The sequence below is a fragment of the Planctomycetota bacterium genome, assembly GCA_039819165.1.
Classification (GTDB): domain Bacteria; phylum Planctomycetota; class Phycisphaerae; order Phycisphaerales; family UBA1924; genus JAHCJI01.
This window is the reverse complement of record JBCBSM010000001.1, coordinates 1345525-1362535: the sequence shown is the minus strand read 5'-3', so window position 1 is coordinate 1362535 and position 17011 is coordinate 1345525. Positions and strand designations below refer to the sequence as shown.

Annotated in this window: 16 protein-coding genes; 7 read left to right on the top strand and 9 right to left on the bottom strand. The window is 71.4% G+C overall.

Going from position 1 to position 17011, the window contains the following annotated elements; genetic code table 11:
* Positions 1-8: 8 nt before the first annotated feature.
* Both AAFX79_05960 and recO read right to left on the bottom strand, forming a co-directional pair.
* Complete coding sequence (locus AAFX79_05960) at positions 9-1481, bottom strand: HDOD domain-containing protein (GenBank protein MEO1008091.1); 1473 nt, start codon at positions 1479-1481, stop codon at positions 9-11.
* Between the two features lie 97 nt (positions 1482-1578).
* On the bottom strand, positions 1579-2328 hold the full coding sequence (recO, locus tag AAFX79_05955; GenBank protein MEO1008090.1) for a DNA repair protein RecO: 750 nt from the start codon (positions 2326-2328) through the stop codon (positions 1579-1581).
* Positions 2329-2394: 66 nt separating this feature from the next.
* On the opposite strand from recO, the gene AAFX79_05950 reads away from it, so the two are divergent.
* From AAFX79_05950 to AAFX79_05940, 3 genes are read left to right on the top strand one after another with little or no spacing between them, the layout of a single operon-like run.
* On the top strand, positions 2395-2877 hold the full coding sequence (locus tag AAFX79_05950) for a hypothetical protein (GenBank protein MEO1008089.1): 483 nt from the start codon (positions 2395-2397) through the stop codon (positions 2875-2877).
* Entirely contained in the window at positions 2874-3263 is a 390-nt protein-coding gene (locus AAFX79_05945; protein ID MEO1008088.1) for an acyl carrier protein, read from the top strand. The genes AAFX79_05950 and AAFX79_05945 overlap by 4 nt, the downstream gene beginning before the upstream one ends.
* 9 nt (positions 3264-3272) lie before the next feature.
* Complete coding sequence (locus tag AAFX79_05940) at positions 3273-3791, top strand: beta-hydroxyacyl-ACP dehydratase (GenBank protein ID MEO1008087.1); 519 nt, start codon at positions 3273-3275, stop codon at positions 3789-3791.
* On the opposite strand, the gene AAFX79_05935 is transcribed toward AAFX79_05940, so the two are convergent.
* From AAFX79_05935 to AAFX79_05925, 3 genes are all read right to left on the bottom strand, one after another.
* Positions 3788-5380 (bottom strand): type I 3-dehydroquinate dehydratase, encoded by a 1593-nt coding sequence (locus AAFX79_05935; protein ID MEO1008086.1) that lies wholly within the window; start codon positions 5378-5380, stop codon positions 3788-3790. The two genes, AAFX79_05940 and AAFX79_05935, sit on opposite strands and share 4 nt — an antisense overlap.
* Before the next feature lie 5 nt (positions 5381-5385).
* Positions 5386-6678, bottom strand: coding sequence for an FIST N-terminal domain-containing protein (locus tag AAFX79_05930; protein MEO1008085.1), 1293 nt, complete (start codon positions 6676-6678; stop codon positions 5386-5388).
* Between the two features lie 81 nt (positions 6679-6759).
* Positions 6760-8250, bottom strand: a complete 1491-nt coding sequence (locus AAFX79_05925) for a hypothetical protein (protein ID MEO1008084.1) — start codon at positions 8248-8250, stop codon at positions 6760-6762.
* A 345-nt stretch (positions 8251-8595) separates the two neighbouring features.
* Between AAFX79_05925 and AAFX79_05920 the strand changes: the two genes are divergently transcribed.
* The 3 genes from AAFX79_05920 to AAFX79_05910 are packed head-to-tail and all read left to right on the top strand — an operon-like array spanning position 8596 to position 12866.
* Complete coding sequence (locus AAFX79_05920; protein MEO1008083.1) at positions 8596-10365, top strand: TolC family protein; 1770 nt, start codon at positions 8596-8598, stop codon at positions 10363-10365.
* The gene (locus tag AAFX79_05915) at positions 10366-11328 is read left to right on the top strand and encodes an L-threonylcarbamoyladenylate synthase (protein ID MEO1008082.1); all 963 of its coding nucleotides are present in this window, start codon (positions 10366-10368) and stop codon (positions 11326-11328) included.
* A 53-nt stretch (positions 11329-11381) separates the two neighbouring features.
* On the top strand, positions 11382-12866 hold the full coding sequence (locus AAFX79_05910) for an isocitrate/isopropylmalate family dehydrogenase (GenBank protein MEO1008081.1): 1485 nt from the start codon (positions 11382-11384) through the stop codon (positions 12864-12866).
* Positions 12867-12874: 8 nt separating this feature from the next.
* Here AAFX79_05910 and AAFX79_05905 read toward each other — a convergent pair whose 3' ends face one another.
* Positions 12875-14152, bottom strand: coding sequence for an NAD(P)/FAD-dependent oxidoreductase (locus AAFX79_05905; protein MEO1008080.1), 1278 nt, complete (start codon positions 14150-14152; stop codon positions 12875-12877).
* 49 nt (positions 14153-14201) lie between these two features.
* On the opposite strand from AAFX79_05905, the gene dtd reads away from it, so the two are divergent.
* Positions 14202-14654 (top strand): D-aminoacyl-tRNA deacylase, encoded by a 453-nt coding sequence (gene dtd / locus AAFX79_05900; GenBank protein MEO1008079.1) that lies wholly within the window; start codon positions 14202-14204, stop codon positions 14652-14654.
* Here dtd and AAFX79_05895 read toward each other — a convergent pair.
* Genes AAFX79_05895 through AAFX79_05885 form a run of 3 tightly spaced genes read right to left on the bottom strand, consistent with a single transcriptional unit; the run spans position 14635 to position 16960 of the window.
* Complete coding sequence (locus tag AAFX79_05895; protein ID MEO1008078.1) at positions 14635-15120, bottom strand: hypothetical protein; 486 nt, start codon at positions 15118-15120, stop codon at positions 14635-14637. The two genes, dtd and AAFX79_05895, sit on opposite strands and share 20 nt — an antisense overlap.
* Positions 15117-15608: a YkgJ family cysteine cluster protein gene (locus AAFX79_05890; protein ID MEO1008077.1), complete on the bottom strand. Its 492-nt coding sequence runs from the start codon at positions 15606-15608 to the stop codon at positions 15117-15119. The genes AAFX79_05895 and AAFX79_05890 overlap by 4 nt, the downstream gene beginning before the upstream one ends.
* Positions 15605-16960 carry a SpoIIE family protein phosphatase gene (locus AAFX79_05885; GenBank protein MEO1008076.1) on the bottom strand — a complete coding sequence of 452 codons (1356 nt, stop codon included), beginning with the start codon at positions 16958-16960 and terminating at the stop codon, positions 15605-15607. The genes AAFX79_05890 and AAFX79_05885 overlap by 4 nt, the downstream gene beginning before the upstream one ends.
* Positions 16961-17011 lie beyond the last annotated feature (51 nt).

Here is a 17011-nt window from a genome sequence, read left to right as displayed (position 1 = left end):
GGGGTTGCTCAGGCGGCCTTCTTGTCCTTGCCCGGCTTGACGCTGCGGATCGATCCGCCGCCGGACGAAACCGCGACGGTGAGCGCCTTGTGGGCGACGGCGAGGACCTGCTTGGACTTGGCGAAGACCTCGTAGCCATCGCCCTCGCAGCTGCAGATGCCCGCCGACATGGCGTGCTGGCTGCTCGCCTTGGCGTGCCAGGCCTGGATGGCGGGCACGAACTCGGCCTGGGGCGCGCCCGCCAGCACCGCGAGCGTCGACGCGTCGAAGCGACCGACGCACACGTCGGCCATCGCGTCGCACGCGGAGTCCAGCGACTCGGCGGCGTCCACGATCGCGACGTCGCCGGCCTCGAGGCCTTCCTCCTCGACCAGCGTCTCGAAGCCGGCGATGCGGATGAGCACGAGGCTGAGGGGCTGCCGCTTCTCGCGGTGGTGCGCGAAGATCTTCTCGAGTTGTTCCTCGAATGCCAGCCGTGTCATCGCGCCCGAGATCGGATCGATCATCTCGCCGCCCTGCACGATGGCGGCCGCCGACGAGCGATCGAGGTAGCTCTCGTCGCCTTCGTCGCCGGCCTCGTCCTGTAGCTCCTTGGCGCGCTTCAGCAGGGCCTCGGGGTCGACGGTCTCGCCGGTCTCGACCTCGAAGAGCCGCGACACTTCCTTGGCGGCCTTGGCGGTCTGCGTCACGATGTCGTCGCAGTCCACGCTGTCGAGGTTGAACAGCCGCTTGGCCTGCGAGGACAGGCGACGCAGGCAGTCGGCCTTGTCCTCGTACGACAGGCACTGGTGCACGGTGTTGCCCAGCGCGACGCAGCAGACGACCTCCTTGACCTCGTTCGGCGCCGCGGTGGGCCGCTCGTGGAAGCGGATCGGCACGCTGAGCTCGTCGGGCAGCTGCCACTTGCGGGCGAGTAGGGCGCCCACCTCGGGATGCTGCATGTCGAAGACGCGCAGCTCGGCGGCGGCGAGCTTGCGGTGGTCGTCGGCGGTCGTCGCAAGCAGCTGGGCGTAGGACGGCCCGAGCGCCTGCAGCATCGCCATCACGCCGATGTCCTGCAGCAGCCCCCCGAGGAAGGCCTCGTCGGCGATCTGCGGGGCGACCTTGCCCGCGATAATCTTGGCGGCGACGGCGGTGTAGATGCCTCGCCGCCAGTAGTCCACCGGGTCGAAGTCGCTCGTGTAGGCCGATTCCATCGCCGGCACGAGCGAGAAGCCCAGCGCCAGGTTGCGCAGCTCGCGGAGCCCCAGCACAACCAGCGCCTTGTCGATCGTGGCGCACTTGGTCCGTAGGCCGAAGAAGCTCGAGTTGACCGTCTTGAGGATCTTGGCGGTGAGGCCCTGGTCGAAGCGGATGGTCTCGGCCAGCTCGCGGACGGAGCACTCTGGGTCGGCGGAGATCTCGAGCACCCGGATGGCGGTCGCCGGTAGCGAGGGGAGGGTCTCGCAGGAGAGGATCTGGTCGATGGCGCCGGGTTCCATGCTGGGCCTGCCTCGGGTGGACTGCCTCGCGTCGTTCCTTGATGCCCGCCCGCGCTCCCAACGAATCGGCTCCGGAGCGACGCTCGTGCGACGAGGGTCAACCCGCAAGAGGCCCGAACACGGACGGTGCGGAAGGTATCGGCCTTCCCAGCAGCCACATCCAGTAGGTCGCCAGTAGGCGTGCGGCGCGCTCCCAGGTTTGGGCATCGGCAGCGCTATCGGTCGCGCCCGAGGGCGTTATCGAACGCAGGGCGGCGAGGGTCTCGGCGCGGGTCGGCCAGGCGGCGATGCCGGCGTCCGCGGGTGGCGACGCCGCCAGCCGGCCGTCGGCGGGCAGGAAGTAGGCGACCGCCCCGTGCCCGCTCGCGTGGCCCAGATCGGGCTGCTGGCCGGTCTCGTCCAGGAGCGACCACTGGAAGGCCGCGAGGGCGGCCGCGTCGGGGCCGACCGGGTCGTGTTGCGTTGGGCTGGCTGGGCCGCGCAGCAGCTCCCGGAGGTGGTCGAAGCTCCGCGGATGGGGATCGCGGAGCGGCAGGGCGTGCTGCACGAGGTCGACGGCGTAGAGGCTCCGCCACAGCGCGGGCAAGTTCTTGCGGAGCGGCGCGTGCCCATCGATCTGATCCCACGCCGCCAGGGTCGCCAGGTCGCGGCCCTGCTTCTCGAATAGCACGACCTCGCCCAGCACCAGCAGCTCGAACCCGCCCGAGAAGGGCGATCGCTCGCGGCGGGAGCCCTTGGCCAGCCCGCGCACGAGGCCGTGCTCCCGGCAGAACAGCGTGACCAGCTGGCTGGTCTCGGACCACTCGGCGTGCTTGACACAGATGGCCTGGTCGGTGGCGGGGGGCATGCGTGCGGCGTTCGGCGGGGGGACGGGCGGGGAAACGCCCGGCGAGCGACTCTACGCTATCGCCGGATGTCGTGGTACCGCTTCATCGATGGCGTGGTGCTGAGGGACGAGAGCCGCATCGTCGCCACGCGGACGCTGCGAGCCGACGAGCCGTTCTTCCGCGACCACTTCCCGGGCCACCCGATCCTGCCCGGCGTGCTGGTCACCGAGGCGATGCTGCAGGCGGCCCGGCTGCTGCTGGAAGGCCAGATCGACCGGGCCGATCGGTTGGTGCTCGCCTCCGCGCGGGCGCTGCGGTTCAGCCGCTTCGTGGGCCCGGGGCAGACGCTGGTGAGCGAGGTCGTGGTGCACTCGATCGCCGCCGACGGCGCGGAGGTCCGCGTGGCGGGCTTCCTGGCGGATGCTCCGGAGGTGGATCCGGACGCACTGCGGGATCTGCCGTCGGTGCTGGGGGGGCGACTGGCGCTGCGGCCGCCGAGGCTCCGCACCGAATCGCACGCTAACATGACTTCGGAGCGGGGGCCGGTTGCCACCACGGAGGCGGTATGACGCGCGACGAGATCCAGAGCAGGGTGCAAGACGTGCTGGCCGAGGTGCTGGGCGTGGACGAGGACGAGGTGACCCCCGAGGCCAAGCTGACGACCGACCTGGGGGCGGAGTCGATCGACTTCCTCGACATCGTGTTCCGGCTCGAACAGGAGTTCGACGTCAAGATCGAGCAGGGCGAGCTGTTCCCCGACAACGTGACGCAGGATCCCGAGTTCGTGCAGGACGGCAAGGTCACGCCGAAGGGCATCGCCGCGCTCAAGGAGCGGCTGCCGCACGCCGACTTCTCGGAGCTCGAGCAGGATCCGAGCGTGGCGAAGGTGGCCGAGATCTTCACGGTCGACGCGGTGGTCTCGTTCGTGAGCCACAAGCTCGGTGCGGCGGCCTAGGTCCCTTCCGTGCGCTGGCTCTGGATCGACCGCATCCTGGAGTTCGAGCCGGGCCGCCGGCTGGTGGCGGCCAAGGCCGTGAGCCTCTCCGAGCCGCACCTGCACGACCATTTTGCGGCGGGGGAGTCCGGCGCTGCGCTACCGGTCATGCCGGGTCCGCTCATCCTGGAGGGCATGGCGCAGGCGGGCGGCCTGCTGGCGGGCGAGGCCCGCGGCTTCCGCGATAGCGTCGTGCTGGCGAAGGTGAAGCGGGCCGACCTGGCGTTCGACGTGCTGCCCGGATCGGTGCTGCTGTTCGAGGCCACGCTGGCGGCGATCGACGACGCCGGCGCGTCCGTGGATGGCGTGGTCTGGGCGACCGAGCCGGGATCGGCCGACCGTACGCGCATGGGCGCTATCGACCTGATGTTCGGCCACGTGCCCGCGGAGGATCGCTCGATCCTGCTGTCCGAGGCCTTCCGTACGCTGGTGGACGCGAGCGCCCGGGCGGGCGGGGGCGGCGTTTCGGCCGTGCTGCCAACGGCCTAGGGACCCTGGCTCCCTGACCGTTCCCGGAGCATCGCGTCGAACACTTCTCGTGGCGCCGAGCCGTTCGTGAAGAGCTCGAACTGGGCGGCCGCCTGGGCCGCGAATACGTCGAGCCCGTCGACGACGCGGAGCCCGCGCTCCCGGACGGTGCGCAACAGGGGCGTGTCGACGGGGTGGTAGATCGTCTCGACGACCAGAGCTTCCCGCGGCAGCGCGTCGATGGCGTCGACCGGGACGGCCAGGCCTCCGGCCGCGGGGCCGTCCGTCATGCCCACCGGGGTGGCGTGCACGATCGCCGCAAGGCCGGAGACTTCGTTCTCGGTGATCTCATCGAGCGTCGCGGCGTCGCCGCCGGCAGCGCGGACCATCTCGGCGACCTCGGCGGCGCGCTCGGATGTCCGGCTGTGCACCGTTATGGTCGCGCCCGTCCGCGAGAGCGCGAGCGCCGCGGCGCGGGCCATGCCGCCCGCGCCGACGACGAGCACGCGGGATCCGACGAGCGCGAGTCCCGCGCGCTCGAGGCACTCCACGACCGCGGGGCCGTCGGTGTTGGTCACCAGCGGCGTTGCGCCCGGCTCGCTTCGCACGAGCGTATTGGCGGATCCGCAGAGCGCGGCGAAGTCGTCCAGCTGCCAGCCGCGCTCGGCGGCGAGCCGGACGAGGGTCCGCTTGTGCGGCATGGTGACGCTGACGCCCGTGAGGTCGAGACCCTCGTGGTCGAGCAGCTCGCCGAGCGAGGCCTTGAGCGACTCGTATCCCTCGGCGACCGGCAGCGGGACGTAGACGCCGTCGAAGCCCACGCGGTCGAACCCGGCGTTGTGGAGGGCGGGCGACAGCGAGTGCTCGACGGGGTCGCCGACGACGCCGAAGACGCGGGTGCGGGGGCCCACGGATCGGATGCGGTAGGTCTCCAGCAGTTCGGCCAGCGTCGCCTGGCCGGGCGCGGTCGCGGCATCGGCGCGCAGCGGCGCGAAGGTCAGGAAGCCGCCGAACTTGGGCGCAAGCACGCGGGATGCCAGGCCGAAGCGGCCCATGCCCAGGGCGATGGTGGGGCGGTTGCGCTGCGCGAGCAGGCCGAACAGCTCCAGGTTGTCGCGGACGCTGCGCGCGCGAAAGGCGATCTTGTGCACCGAGGCGGGCCGCTCGTGCAGCCGCAGCAGGCGTCGCGCGAGATCGGGCGGGCGTCCCTCGAAGTCGTGGATGCTCAGCACCAGACGCGGCTCGGCGTCCTCGTTGCCGCGCTCAAGCGGGAGCGCCCCGGCCTTCTCGATCGCGGCGAGCTCGATATCGATGTACCTCGGCGGCCGATCGGCGTGCGCGAGCGCACGGAGCAGCTCGAGCCGCGCGTCCTCGTCCCCCCGGTACTCGCCGCCCTCCCAGACCGGGCGACACGTGGCGATGCACGGCAGCGGCGAGCCGGCGACGAGCCGCAGGAGCGCCTCGATCTCCTCGGGCCGGCCCCCGTAGCACGCGTCGAGCCGGTATTCGACAAGTTCGGCGCCGGCGAGCCGCGCGTGCTCGGCCTCCTCGCGGGCGCGCTCGGGCGTGTCGACGAGGATGGGCACGCACAGCAGCGTCTTGGCGTGCATGGCGGCTAGGGTGCGACGCCGCGGAAGAGAGCGGCGCAGGCGGTGTGGCCGTGCAGCAGCGGCCGGCCCTGGATCGGCCCGATCTCGCCGGCGGCGAAGAAGCCCGCGATGGGCATGGGCGCGCCAGGGCCCTGCGGCGGCGGGCCGATCACGGGCGATCCGCGGCGGACGGTCTCGAAGGCGCGGCGGACGACGTTGGCGTCGTGGTTGGGCTGGTCGAAGAGCCGCGTGCCCCGGCCGTTGCAGGTCACCAGCAGGCAGCCCGCGGGATGGTCGTGGAGCTTCTGGGCATCGAGCAGCAGCTCGAGATCCTCGTGGGCGGTCTCGGCATCGCGGGCGTGCATGCGGACGGTCTGGCCGACGCGGATGTTCTCGCTGATGGCGATGGAGCCGTCGCCCTCATCGGCGGACACCACGCCGCGGATGGCGAAGTCGCCCCGGCCGAAGCGGGGTCGGTGCTCGTCGACGGCCACGCCAAGAAACACGCCGCGGGCGAGCAACTGGCGATCCTCCTCGGGCATCTCGGCGATGGTCTCGCGGACGATATCGAAGGCTCGGCGGCCGCCGAGTTCGTAGATGACGTTGCCCCGGGCACGCGTCACGACGTGGTTCTCGCCGATGGGGCGGCACCCCTGGCTCACCACGCAATCGACCCGTACGGGTCCGTTGAGGGATACGCCGACGCCCCCGTCGCGGATGACGGCGCCATCGATGAGGAAGGCGTTGCCGCCCGCGCGGTTGTTGGCCGAGGCGACGCCGCCCATGATCGGCGGCCGGGGCTCCTCGTCCGCGAGCCCGAGCGAGGATGCCGCGTCCAGTCCCGCCAGCACGCCGGCGAGCGGGGTGCCGAAGGGATCGGCGAGCACGAAGGTCGCGCGGTGCTCGTGGGTCATGCCCAGCGAGGCGCGGAGCCGCTCGGTGCGGCTGGGGTTGCGCGGCTCGACGGCGGCGATCCGCTCGAGCGGGAAGACGCGGGCCTCGACGCCCGGCAGGGCCGACGCGAGCACCGAGATGCCGGGCCGCCGCTCGAGCTCCGTCGTGCCGGCCAGGACGGACTCGGCCGAGCAACCCACGATGGCGGCATCCGGGAACACGCGCCTGCTGGCGCTGGCGATGAGGCCCGCCCGCTCGCGGTGTGCGGCGGAGAAGAAGACGAACACGAGGCCGGCGGTGCGTTCGCCGAGTTGCTCGGCGGCGCGCGTGCAGGCCTGGTTGGCGGCGTGCTCGGCGTCTTCCAGCGGCGACAGGCCGGCCCCCATGGCGGTGGCCGGCGTCGTGGATCGCGCATCCGGGGTCACGCGGCAGTGTATGGCCCGCGGCGCGGCGAGACTTCTCGCGGGCTGGATGCGTGGATGCCGATGCTTGGCCGGCTTGCCGGGCTAATTGTCGCTCTCGGTGGCGTAGCGCACGGTGGTCTCGCCGTCCGGGGCGAGCGATTCGACGAGCGTGGCGCGGATGGCGTTGAGCTGCAGGTCGCTGGCCTGCCGCGCCGGGCCGTTCACGCCGATGACCTGCCCGACCATGCGATCGAGGTTGAACTCGTCGCTGGGCTCGAGATAGCCGAGGGTGCGGGGCAGCGGCTCGCCGACGGTGACGAGGCGGTACATGAGCGGGAGGCGGTCGCCGTCGTACACGGCGCTGCGCTGCAGCACGCCGACGTACTCGTAGATCGCCAGCTGGCGGAGCCGCTGGGCGGCCAGCTCGCGGTCGCCGATGCCGTCCTGGAGCGCTGCCTGGGCGCGCTCGAGGCTACCGAGGCGGCGCTGCACGTTGCGTCGAATCTCCAGGAGCTGGACACGCTGCTCGATCCAGCGGCGGACGGCCTGGTTCTCGGCGTCGTCGGACAGCGACGCGAGCGTGCGCTCGAACTGGGCGATGAGTTCCTCGATCTCCGCCTCGCGGTTGCCCTGGCGGCGGACCGACTCGAAGGCGACCATGAGGTCGTCGATCGAGGCGAGGTCATCGAGCGCAGCTCCGGGTCGGGCGGTCGCGCGGCCGTTGCCGGCTTGCGGTGGGGCCTGCCGCGCCGCGCGCTGCACGGGCTCGGTGGATGGCGGACTCGCGGGCGTGCCCTGCGCCTGGACTGGATCGGACTGCGCCGGCGCGGGGTTCATGTCCTCAAGGAGGGAGACGCCGGCCGGATCGGACTCCGGTTGCCGGGTGAGCGCGGGCTGCGACGTCTCGCGTGCCGGCGTGACCTGCGGAGATGCGTCTTGTGGCGTGGCTTGTGGAGGTGTGGCTTGCGGCTGCGTGGACCGTTCGGTAGGCGACGGCGTGCGCAGAGTCGTGGTGCGCTGGTCGCGGGGCAGGCTTGCTTCGTGCCGCTCGATCTCGTCCTGGGTGGCGCGGCGGACCTGGCCGGGCTCGAGGAAGCCCGCCGACGCCCGCGGTGCGCGAACGACGTAGAACACCGTGCCACGGCTGCTGGTCTCGGTGCGGAGGTATTGGAGCGTGGTGCCGGCGGGCAGCACGGGCCCCTGCACATCGCGGAAGGAGCCGTCGATGCCGTACTTGGTGTCGCTGAGCGCCTTGAGGCGTCCGTCGGCGCTGAGCGTGACGGTGCGCCGGGTCTCGTCGAGCGTGGCGCGGTCCGCGCGGGCCAGGGCCGACAGCCCGGCTGGGTACTCGACGCGGAGCCACCGCTCGCCGGCGCCGGTGACGCGGAGCACGACGCCCGGGGCGAGCGTCGCGACGGGGTAGTAGCTCCGCAGGTCGCCCGAGCGGAGCGGCGTGTTGTCGGCCGCGACGGTGACGTAGTACGGATCGACGTCGCGGACCTGCGCCTGCGCGGTGCCGGGGTTGCCGAGCATCGCGAGGCACGCCAGGGCGAGCATCACTGCCAGTGTCCGGGATTGGATCGCGATGAGCATGGGACCCTCCATGTCCGAGTTGCTGGCGATCGCATCTGCGGCGGCCTCGGTCCCGGCGCCCGGTCGGGCTCCTGGGGTCTCGGCCGCACGATCGCCGGGGGCGGCACCTCCGGCCGGCTTGGGACAAACATACGCCCCGGTGGCGTCCGATGGGTGTCGGCCGGAGCGGGTGTCCGCAGGTAGCATCGGCATCGCCGGCGGCCCGCGGTTAGAAGGGTGCTTAGACTTGCCCCACGCCTCGCCCGGGCCGGCCGCCTCGCCCGGGCGTCCTTCCCTCCGAGACCCACCGCCGATCCCCGCCCTGTGGGGCGTGCGGGGATCACGCCCCTCCCAAGGGACAGCCGCATGCGTTCGAAGGTGAAACGGATCGCCGCTCCCGTCGTCTTGCTGGCGCTTGCTGGCGGTTGTGCCGCGCCGCCGCTGGGGCCGCGGAGCGACCGCATCGAGCGGTCGCTCGTGGAGGGCCTGCTGAGCGAGCTGCGCGACGCCCGGGAGGATGCCGGTCCGCGGCCCGTCGAGCGGGGCGAGGACGAGGTCCAGATCGACGAGCGGTTCCTCGACGAGGTCGAGGCGCTGGGCGGCATCGACACGTACGAGGAGGGCACGGGCGACTTCGGCGCGGACCTGCTGGGCCGCCCGCAGCGGGTCGCCACCATCAACCTGGAGCAGGCCATCAAGGCCGCCGCCGAGCACAACCTGTCGCTGCAGTTCACGCGGCTCGACCCCGCGGTCGCCGAGGCGGCGGTCGTCCGGGCCGAGGCCGTCTTCGACTGGGTCTTGTTCGGTGACGCGACCTTCAGCACGCTGGAGACGCAGGTCATCAGCGGCAGCGCCTTCCAGGCCGCCCGCGATACGCGGGACATCTTCGAGACCTCGCTGGGCCTGCGGAAGCAGACGCGGATCGGCGGCACCTTCGCGGTGGAGCAGGAGTTCCGCTACACCGACGTGCTGACGCCCGACTCGCCGGCGCTGACGTTCACGCCGGACCCGGCGTGGGAGACGACCTTCACCATCCAGGGCACCCAGCCGCTGCTGCGGGGCTTCGGCACCGACGTGGCACAGGAGGCGCTGCTGATCGCCCGCAACGACGAGCGGGAGCAGGTCGCCAACGTCAAGGCCGAGGCCATCAACGTTGTGACGCAAGTCGAGACGGCCTACTGGGACCTCTGGCAGGCGCACCACACGCTGCGGGTGCTGCAGCGGCTGGTCGATCGGGGCGAGGAGACCCGCCGCGAGGTGCGGATCCGCGCGGGGTTCGACGCCGACCCCGCCGAGGTCGCCGACGCCGACGCCACGGTGGCCGATCGACGGCAGACGCTCCGGCAGGCGCAGACGGCGGTCCGCGACGCGAGCGACAACCTCAAGGTGCTGATGAGCGACCCGAGGTACCCCGTTGGCGGCACGGTGCTGCTCGCCCCGGTGGATACGCCCGTAGACCAGGCCATCGAGTACGGCTACTTCGACGCCCTCCAGTCGGCGCTGCGGCGGCGGCCCGAGATGACCCAGGCGCTGCTGTCGCTGGATTCGACGGCGATCCGCCTGCGGACGGCCGAGAACGGCTTGCTGCCCCGGCTGGACCTCAACGCCCAGATCGAGTTCTTCGCGCTCGAGGACGACCTGAACACGGCCTTCGTCGAGGCGTGGCGGCAGAGCCGGCAGAGCTACATCTTCGGCGTGGACTTCGAGCTTCCCATCGGCAACCGCGACGCCGAGGCGCTGCGGGACGAGCGGCGGCTGCAGCAGTGGCAGGCGGCCATCGCCTACCGCAACACGGTGCAGGACATCACCGCACAGGTCAACTCCTCGCTGCGGCGGGTCAACCTGAACTACGCGCTCATCGGCGATGCCTCGTCCACGCGGCGGGCGGCGGCCGAGAACCTCCGCGTGTTCAACGCCCAGAAGGAAACCACCGAGATCAACACGCCCGAGCGGCTCAACCTGGAGTTCAACCGCCAGGATCGCCTCGCGGCCGCCGAGCAGTCCGAGGCCGCCGCGCTGGCCGACTACGTGACCTCCATCGCCGAACTGCACGCGGCGATGGGCACGGCGCTGGAGCGCAACGGCATCCGCTTCATCGTGCCCGACCGCGACGAACTCCTGCGCGAGCGGCGGTGATTGGTCGTCGGCGTCGATGAGGCCGCCGGGCTGCTGCGGTCGGGGGGCGTGGTCGCCTTCCCGACCGAGACGGTGTACGGCCTCGGCGCGGTAGCGCGCGACGAGCCGGCCGTCCGCCGGGTGTTCGAGATCAAGGGCCGGCCGCCGAGCAACCCGCTGATCGTGCATGCGACGGGCGAGTCGATGGCCCGGGGGTGCTGCGACGCGTGGCCGACCGCCGTATCGATGCTGGCCGGGGCGTTCTGGCCCGGGCCGCTGACGCTCGTGCTGCCCAAAGCGGGATGGGTGTCCGATGCGGTGACCGCCGGCGGCGCGACCGTCGCCGTCCGCGTGCCCGACCAGCCGGTCGCACTGGACCTGATCGAACGAGTCGGACTGCCGCTGGTCGGGCCGAGCGCCAATCCATCGGGCCGGCTGTCGCCGACGCGGGCCGAGCACGTGGCGGAGGCCTTCGGCGAGAGGGTGGCCGTCGTCGACGGCGGTCCCTGCCGCGTGGGCATCGAGTCGACGGTGCTCGATCTCGCCAGCGGGCCGCCGCGGATCCTGAGGCCGGGTGTGCTCGGGGCGGATGCAATTGCGCGGGTGCTGGGCACGCCCGTCGAATCGCATGCCGCGGCAGGGGAGCCGGGTGTCGGGAGTCCGGGCCTCGTGGGTCCGCACTACCGGCCGCGCACGCCGCTGGTGCTCGCGGGCACGCTCGGGCAACTCGACGCGCGGCTTCGCGGTGCGGCGTCGGCGGTGGTGCTGTCGCCGCCCGGTGCGTCGCTGGCGGTGGACCCGCCGCACGCGAGCATCGCGATGCCCGGCGACGCGGCGGCGTACGCCCGCGAGCTGTACGCCGCGCTGCGGGAGGCCGACGCGATGTCGCCGACGCTCATCGTGGCCTGCTGGCCGGGGGGCGACAGCGCGACCTGGCGGGCGATCGAGGAACGCCTGGAGCGGGCGGCGGAGGGGACTCGCTAGCCCGCGCGTCCTACCCTGCCGACTTCTTTTGGTCCACCGCGGGGGAGGCACGCATGCCCAGCAAGGTTCGCATCGCAATGGCCGAGGGCGACGGCATCGGTCCGGAGATCATGGCGGCCTGCCAGTCGATCTTCCGGGCGGCCGGCGTGATGGAGCACATCGACTTCGTGCCCGTGGAGATGGGCGAGCGGGTCTTCCAGGCGGGCGACAGCCGGGGCATGACCGACGGTGCGATCCAGACCGTCGAGGACACCGGGCTGGTGTACAAGGGCCCGATGGGCACGCCGGTGGGCGGCGGCGGCAAGTCGATCAACGTCTCGCTCCGCAAGATGTACGGCGCCTTCGCCAACGTGCGGCACTTCCAGAGCCTGCCGGGCGTCGAGACGGTCTACAGCAAGGCCAACATCCCCGTCGACTTCTACGTCGTCCGCGAGAACATCGAGGACACCTACGGCGGCATCGAGCACCGGCTGACCAACGACGTCATCGAGTGCAAGCGATTGATTAGCGCGCCGGGATGCGACCAGGTGCACCGCGAGGCCTTCGAGACCGCCAAGCGGCTGGGCATCAAGATGGTGCACTGCGGGCACAAGGCCAACATCATGAAGATGAGCGACGGCCTGTTCCTGGACCGCTTCTACAAGACGGGCGCGGACTATCCCGACATCGAGACCGGCGACGTCATCATCGATGCGCTGTGCATGAATCTGGTGCTCAAGCCCCACCAGTTCCGCATGGTGGTGCTGCCCAACCTCCAGGGCGACATCGTCAGCGACCTGGCGGCCGGGCTCGTCGGCGGGCTTGGCTTCGCGCCCAGCGCCAACATCGGGCACCACGTCAGCATCTTCGAGGCGGTGCACGGCACCGCGCCCGACATCGCCGGCAAGGACCTGGCCAACCCGACCAGCCTGCTGCTCAGCGGCCTGATGATGCTGCGGCACGTCGGCCTCATGAAGCACGCAAACACCATCGAGAACGCGCTCATCCGGACCCTCGAGGACGGGGTGCATACCGGCGATTTCGGTGGCGAGGGATCGGTGGGTACGACGGCGTTCGGCAAGGCGATCGCCGACAACCTCGGGCAGGCCCCGAGCCAGCGGGACGCGCTGCCGACCGATGGCGTGCCGGCCGAGATCACCCACGAGCGGCCCGAGCGGCCCCGGCACAACACGCTGATGCGGACCTTCGAGACGCCCAAGAGCGTGTACGTGGGCTGCGACATATACCTCGATACCACCATGAGCCCGCCCGAACTGGCCGAGCGGCTCAAGGACATCTGCGCGAAGTCGCCCTTCGAGCTGACGATGATGAGCAACCGCGGCACGCAGGTGTGGCCCAGCGGCAGCGTGTTCACAGAGATCGTGGACTACTACCGCGTCCGCTTCGAGCTGCGGGACATGCACGCCGCCCCGAGCCTGGGCCAGGCGCCCATCATCCACCTGCTGGACAAGATCGCCGAGAAGTTCGGCGTCACCGACTTCCAGCCGCTCAAGCACTACGACGGCAAGCCCGGGTACTCGCTCGCGCAGGGCCAGTAGGTGATCCGCTAGGACCCCACGTCGAGGACGGCCCGCGCGGCCCGAGCCCCGCTCTCCATCGCGCCGTTGATGGATGCGTTGGCCAGCCAGTCTCCGCAGACCGCGAGCTTGTCGGGCCGCACGATCTCGCGGCGGGGCTGCCCGAGCCACGGCGGCCGCTGGTCGGGCAGGGCACGGTCGACTCGCGCGATGCGGAGCAGCGTCCAGCCGTCCACGGCCTCGCCGAACCAATTCCGGAGCTGCGCGATCGCACGCCGGTGGAGCGTGTCGCCGTCGAGCGATGCCGAGGCCTCGTCCGCGGTGTTGGCGTAGACCAGGTGCTTGCCCGTCGGAGCGTAGGTGTCGGCGACGTTGGTCATCACGGCCAGGTGGTTGATGGGTCCCTCGCCGTCGCCGTCGAGCACAAGGATGGGCCGATCGACCGGCGGGGCATCGCACGCGAACGCCAGCGTGACGGTGCGCCGCCAGGCTGTGGGCCCGAGGCCGAGGTCCGGGACGAGGCCACGGGCCGCATCGCCGTCGGTTGCGAGGACGAGCGCGTCGGCGGTGCTCTCGCCGCCTTCGTGCCGCACCCGCCAGCGCTCGCCGTCGCGCTCCATGCTGCGCACCGGATTCGACGTCTGCACGGCCGAGGCGGGCAGCATGCCGGCGAGCTGCTCGGGGATCGCGCGCATGCCGCGGGAGGGCACGCAGGTCCTGCCGGTGGCGAACATGCGGAAGCAGAACTCGAGCATGCGGCTGGAGGTCGCCAATTCCCGATCGAAGAACACGCCGCCGAAGAAGGGGCGGAAGAAGCGATCGATGGTGCTCTCGGCGAAGCCTGCGTCTCGCAGGGCGTCGATGCTCGGCTTCTCGGGCTTCTCCCACAGGCCGTCGAGCGAGCCCGAGAGGACCCGCAGCGACATCTCGGCCAGCCGCAGCTTGTCGCCGGTGGTGGCGATGGGCGAGGTGAACAGCCGCGTGGCGTCGAGCGGCTTGCGTCGCGGATCGGCCACGAGGTGGCGCGAGCCCTCGAGCTGCACCAGGGCGCCGGGGTAGAAGGCCCGCAGGTCGAGCGCGTCGTAGTCGAGCACGCGGGTGGTCTCGGGGTAGGCGGTCAGCAGCACCTGGAAGCCGCGATCGACGAGGTAGGTGCCGTCCGCGGTCTCGACGGCGTCGGTCTGCACCCGGCCGCCGACGCGATCGCCGGCCTCGAGCACCAGCGAGGGACGGCCCGCCTCGTGCAGCTCGCGGGCGCAGGCGAGCCCGGCCAGACCGCCGCCGACAATGATGACTTCGTGGTGCATGCTTGCGTTCCGCCCCCGGCCACGCAGCGTACGCCCGGAGGTGCGGCCGATGCGGATCGTGGTTCAGCGTGTGCGGCACGGCCGCGTCGAGTTGCCGGTTGAGGCTCGCGCTGCGGGCGAGATCGGCCAGGGGTTGGTGCTGCTGGTTGGCGTGCAGCGCGGGGACGATGCGGCCGTGGCCGAGTGGTGCGCCCGCAAGCTGGCGGGCCTGCGGATCTTCGAAGACGGGGGCGGCAAGATGAACCTGTCGATCGCCGAGGTGGCCGGCGCGCGGGTGCTGGCGGTGCCCAACTTCACGGTTGGCTGCGACATCGGCCGCGGGCGGCGGCCCTCGTTCGACGCGGCGATGGCGCCCGAGGCCGCCGAAGGATTGTTCGAGGGGTTTGTCGCGACGCTGCGGGACGAGGATATCGCCGTCGAGACCGGCGTGTTCGGCGCCGAGATACGAGTGGAACTCGTGAACGACGGCCCGGTGACCTTCGTCATCGAGCATCCGCGGTAGCGAACAGCTCGAGCATCGCCCGCCACTCCATGTACCGGTAGGGGACGCCAAAGTCCTCGTGGACGCCGGCGACGAGGGAGTGGGCACGCTCGGTGACGTCGTGCTGCCAGTCCTGGGCCGATCGATCGCAGAAGTACGTCCGGCAGCCGAGCGGCTTGATCGCGTGCACGCCGCACAGGTTGGACCGCTGGAACGGGCAGCCGCCCGCGAGCCGGGCCCGGTCGATTGCAGGGGAGTCCGGCGGCACGCCGTCGAGCCGTGCGAGGCAGTAGGCGGCCTCGAGGCCGGTCACGTACAGGCGGTGTCCGGCCTGCTCGAAGTTGCAGCATCGCCCCGACGCCCAGCACGCCGGCCCGCGGGCCTCGATCTGGTCGGCCACGAGCCGGTAGATGCCCTCCAGGCGGTCGGCGATGGCCGGCCTGCCGGCCGCCTCGAGCCAGGTCCCGGCCAGCTCCGCATGGGTCACGCGGGGCTCGAGTCGCGGATGATGCGGACGCGGTCGGCGGGCACGAAGGTCCCGCGGTTCATGCCCGGGCAGCCGGATGCGGCGGTCGCCCAACTCCGCTCACTGGCGAGGTTGGACTTCCAGAACGGCCAGGTGCGGCACTGGCTGGGTCGGTGGTCGTACACGCCGCACACCGCCCTGCCCGGGATCGTCGTGCGGTCGAGGAAGACGCAGTCGTAACCGAACGCGGTGAGTCGCTCGGTGAGCGAGCGACGGCCGTCAACAAATTTGGTGTAGCCGGCATCGAAGCGGCTGCGGTCCATGCCCAGGTGGTCGGCCAGGGCGTCGGCTTCGTCCTCGTCCAGATCGACCACGCCCGGCGCGCCCGTGCAGCAGTTGCCGCACATGGTGCACGAGAATCGCAAGCCGGCCTCGGTGCGTCGGCGGCCGCCCTCCACGCTGGGCCCGAAGGGCGCGCGGTCGAACCAGTCTTGCCCCGGGCGGCTCACGCCAGGACGCCGGCGACCGAGTTGATCGTGGGCATCCGCGGGTTCTCTATGCCGGTGAAGTGGATGGCGACCAGCGTCTGGTCGTCGTCGCGGGTGCGCCGCTTGGTGTGCTCGAAGAGGGCGCCGTGCACCGAATCGACGACGCAGCCGGGCTGGCCCGAACACCCCGTCAACGCGGTGTCCAGCCGCTTGACGCCGAACATCTCGCGGCTGACGTCGAAGGCCTCGGTGATGCCGTCGGTATAGAGCACCACGGTGTCGCCCGGCTCGAGGCGGATGGACGCCGAGGTGGCGCCCAGCGGCTCGAAGACGCCCAGCGGCAGCGTGGCGGCCTCGTCGATGGGCTCGACGTCGCCCGTCGCGCCCCGCTTCCACCGCGGGGGGTTGTGCCCGGCGCGGCTGAATTGCAGCTCGCCCGTCGCGGGATCGAAGATCGCCAGGAAGGCGGTGGTGAAGGCGCCCTCGAGCCCGGCCGCCACGAGCCGCGTGTTGGCGTGTTCGAGCACGAGGTGGGGGTGCATGCCGCTGCCCTCGTAGGCGTGCAGGATGGCGTGCAGCATGGCCATGACCGTCGCGGCCGCGGCGCCGTGCCCGGCGACGTCGGCAATCAGGATGCCCCAGCGGCCGTCCTCGAAGGGAAAGAAGTCGTAGTAGTCGCCCCCCGCGGCGTCGCTGGTCAGGTAGCTGGTGGCGATCGACAGCCCGGGGATCTGTGGCAGCCTCTTGGGCAGCAGCGACTGCTGCACGCGGGCGACCTCCTCGAACTGCGTCCGCACCTGCCGGGTCATCTCCTCGGCCTTATGCACCGCCACGAGGTTCCGCGTCGCGGTGCCCGCGAGGTTGGCGATCATCATGTGCAGCTCGAGGGCCATCTCATCGAAGCGGTCGGCCTCTCGGCTGAACTGGAAGGCCCAGTTGAGCGGCCGGCCCCGATCGAAGATCGGCGTCGCCATCACCGCCTGCATGCCGCACGCGAGGTCGCCCAGCGCCGGATCGTTGCTCAGGTCCTGGTTCGAAAGATCGACGATCTGGGGCTCGGCGCTGGCGATGAGCGGCGCGAGCACCCCCTCGGTTTGCACGGGCAGCGTGTCCCAGTCCCGCCAGGGGTTTTGCCGCTCGTACACGGTCTCGTCTCGGATGGCTTCGTCGGCGACGATCTTTCGGGTGATCTTGTACTCGCCCGTGCGCAGCCCCCGCTGCGACGCCGACACGTACAGATCTACCGGTCGCAGCTTCCACATCTTGCGGAAGGCGAACTGGATCTCGTTGGGCTTCTCGGCCTTGCTGACCCCTTCGAGGATCTCGCGGACGACGGCAAGCCTGGCTTTGGGATCGGTGAGGACGCCCCGCATGACACAAGTGTACGAGATGCCGGGTGGCCGGGTGCGTGCGATCGGCCGGAA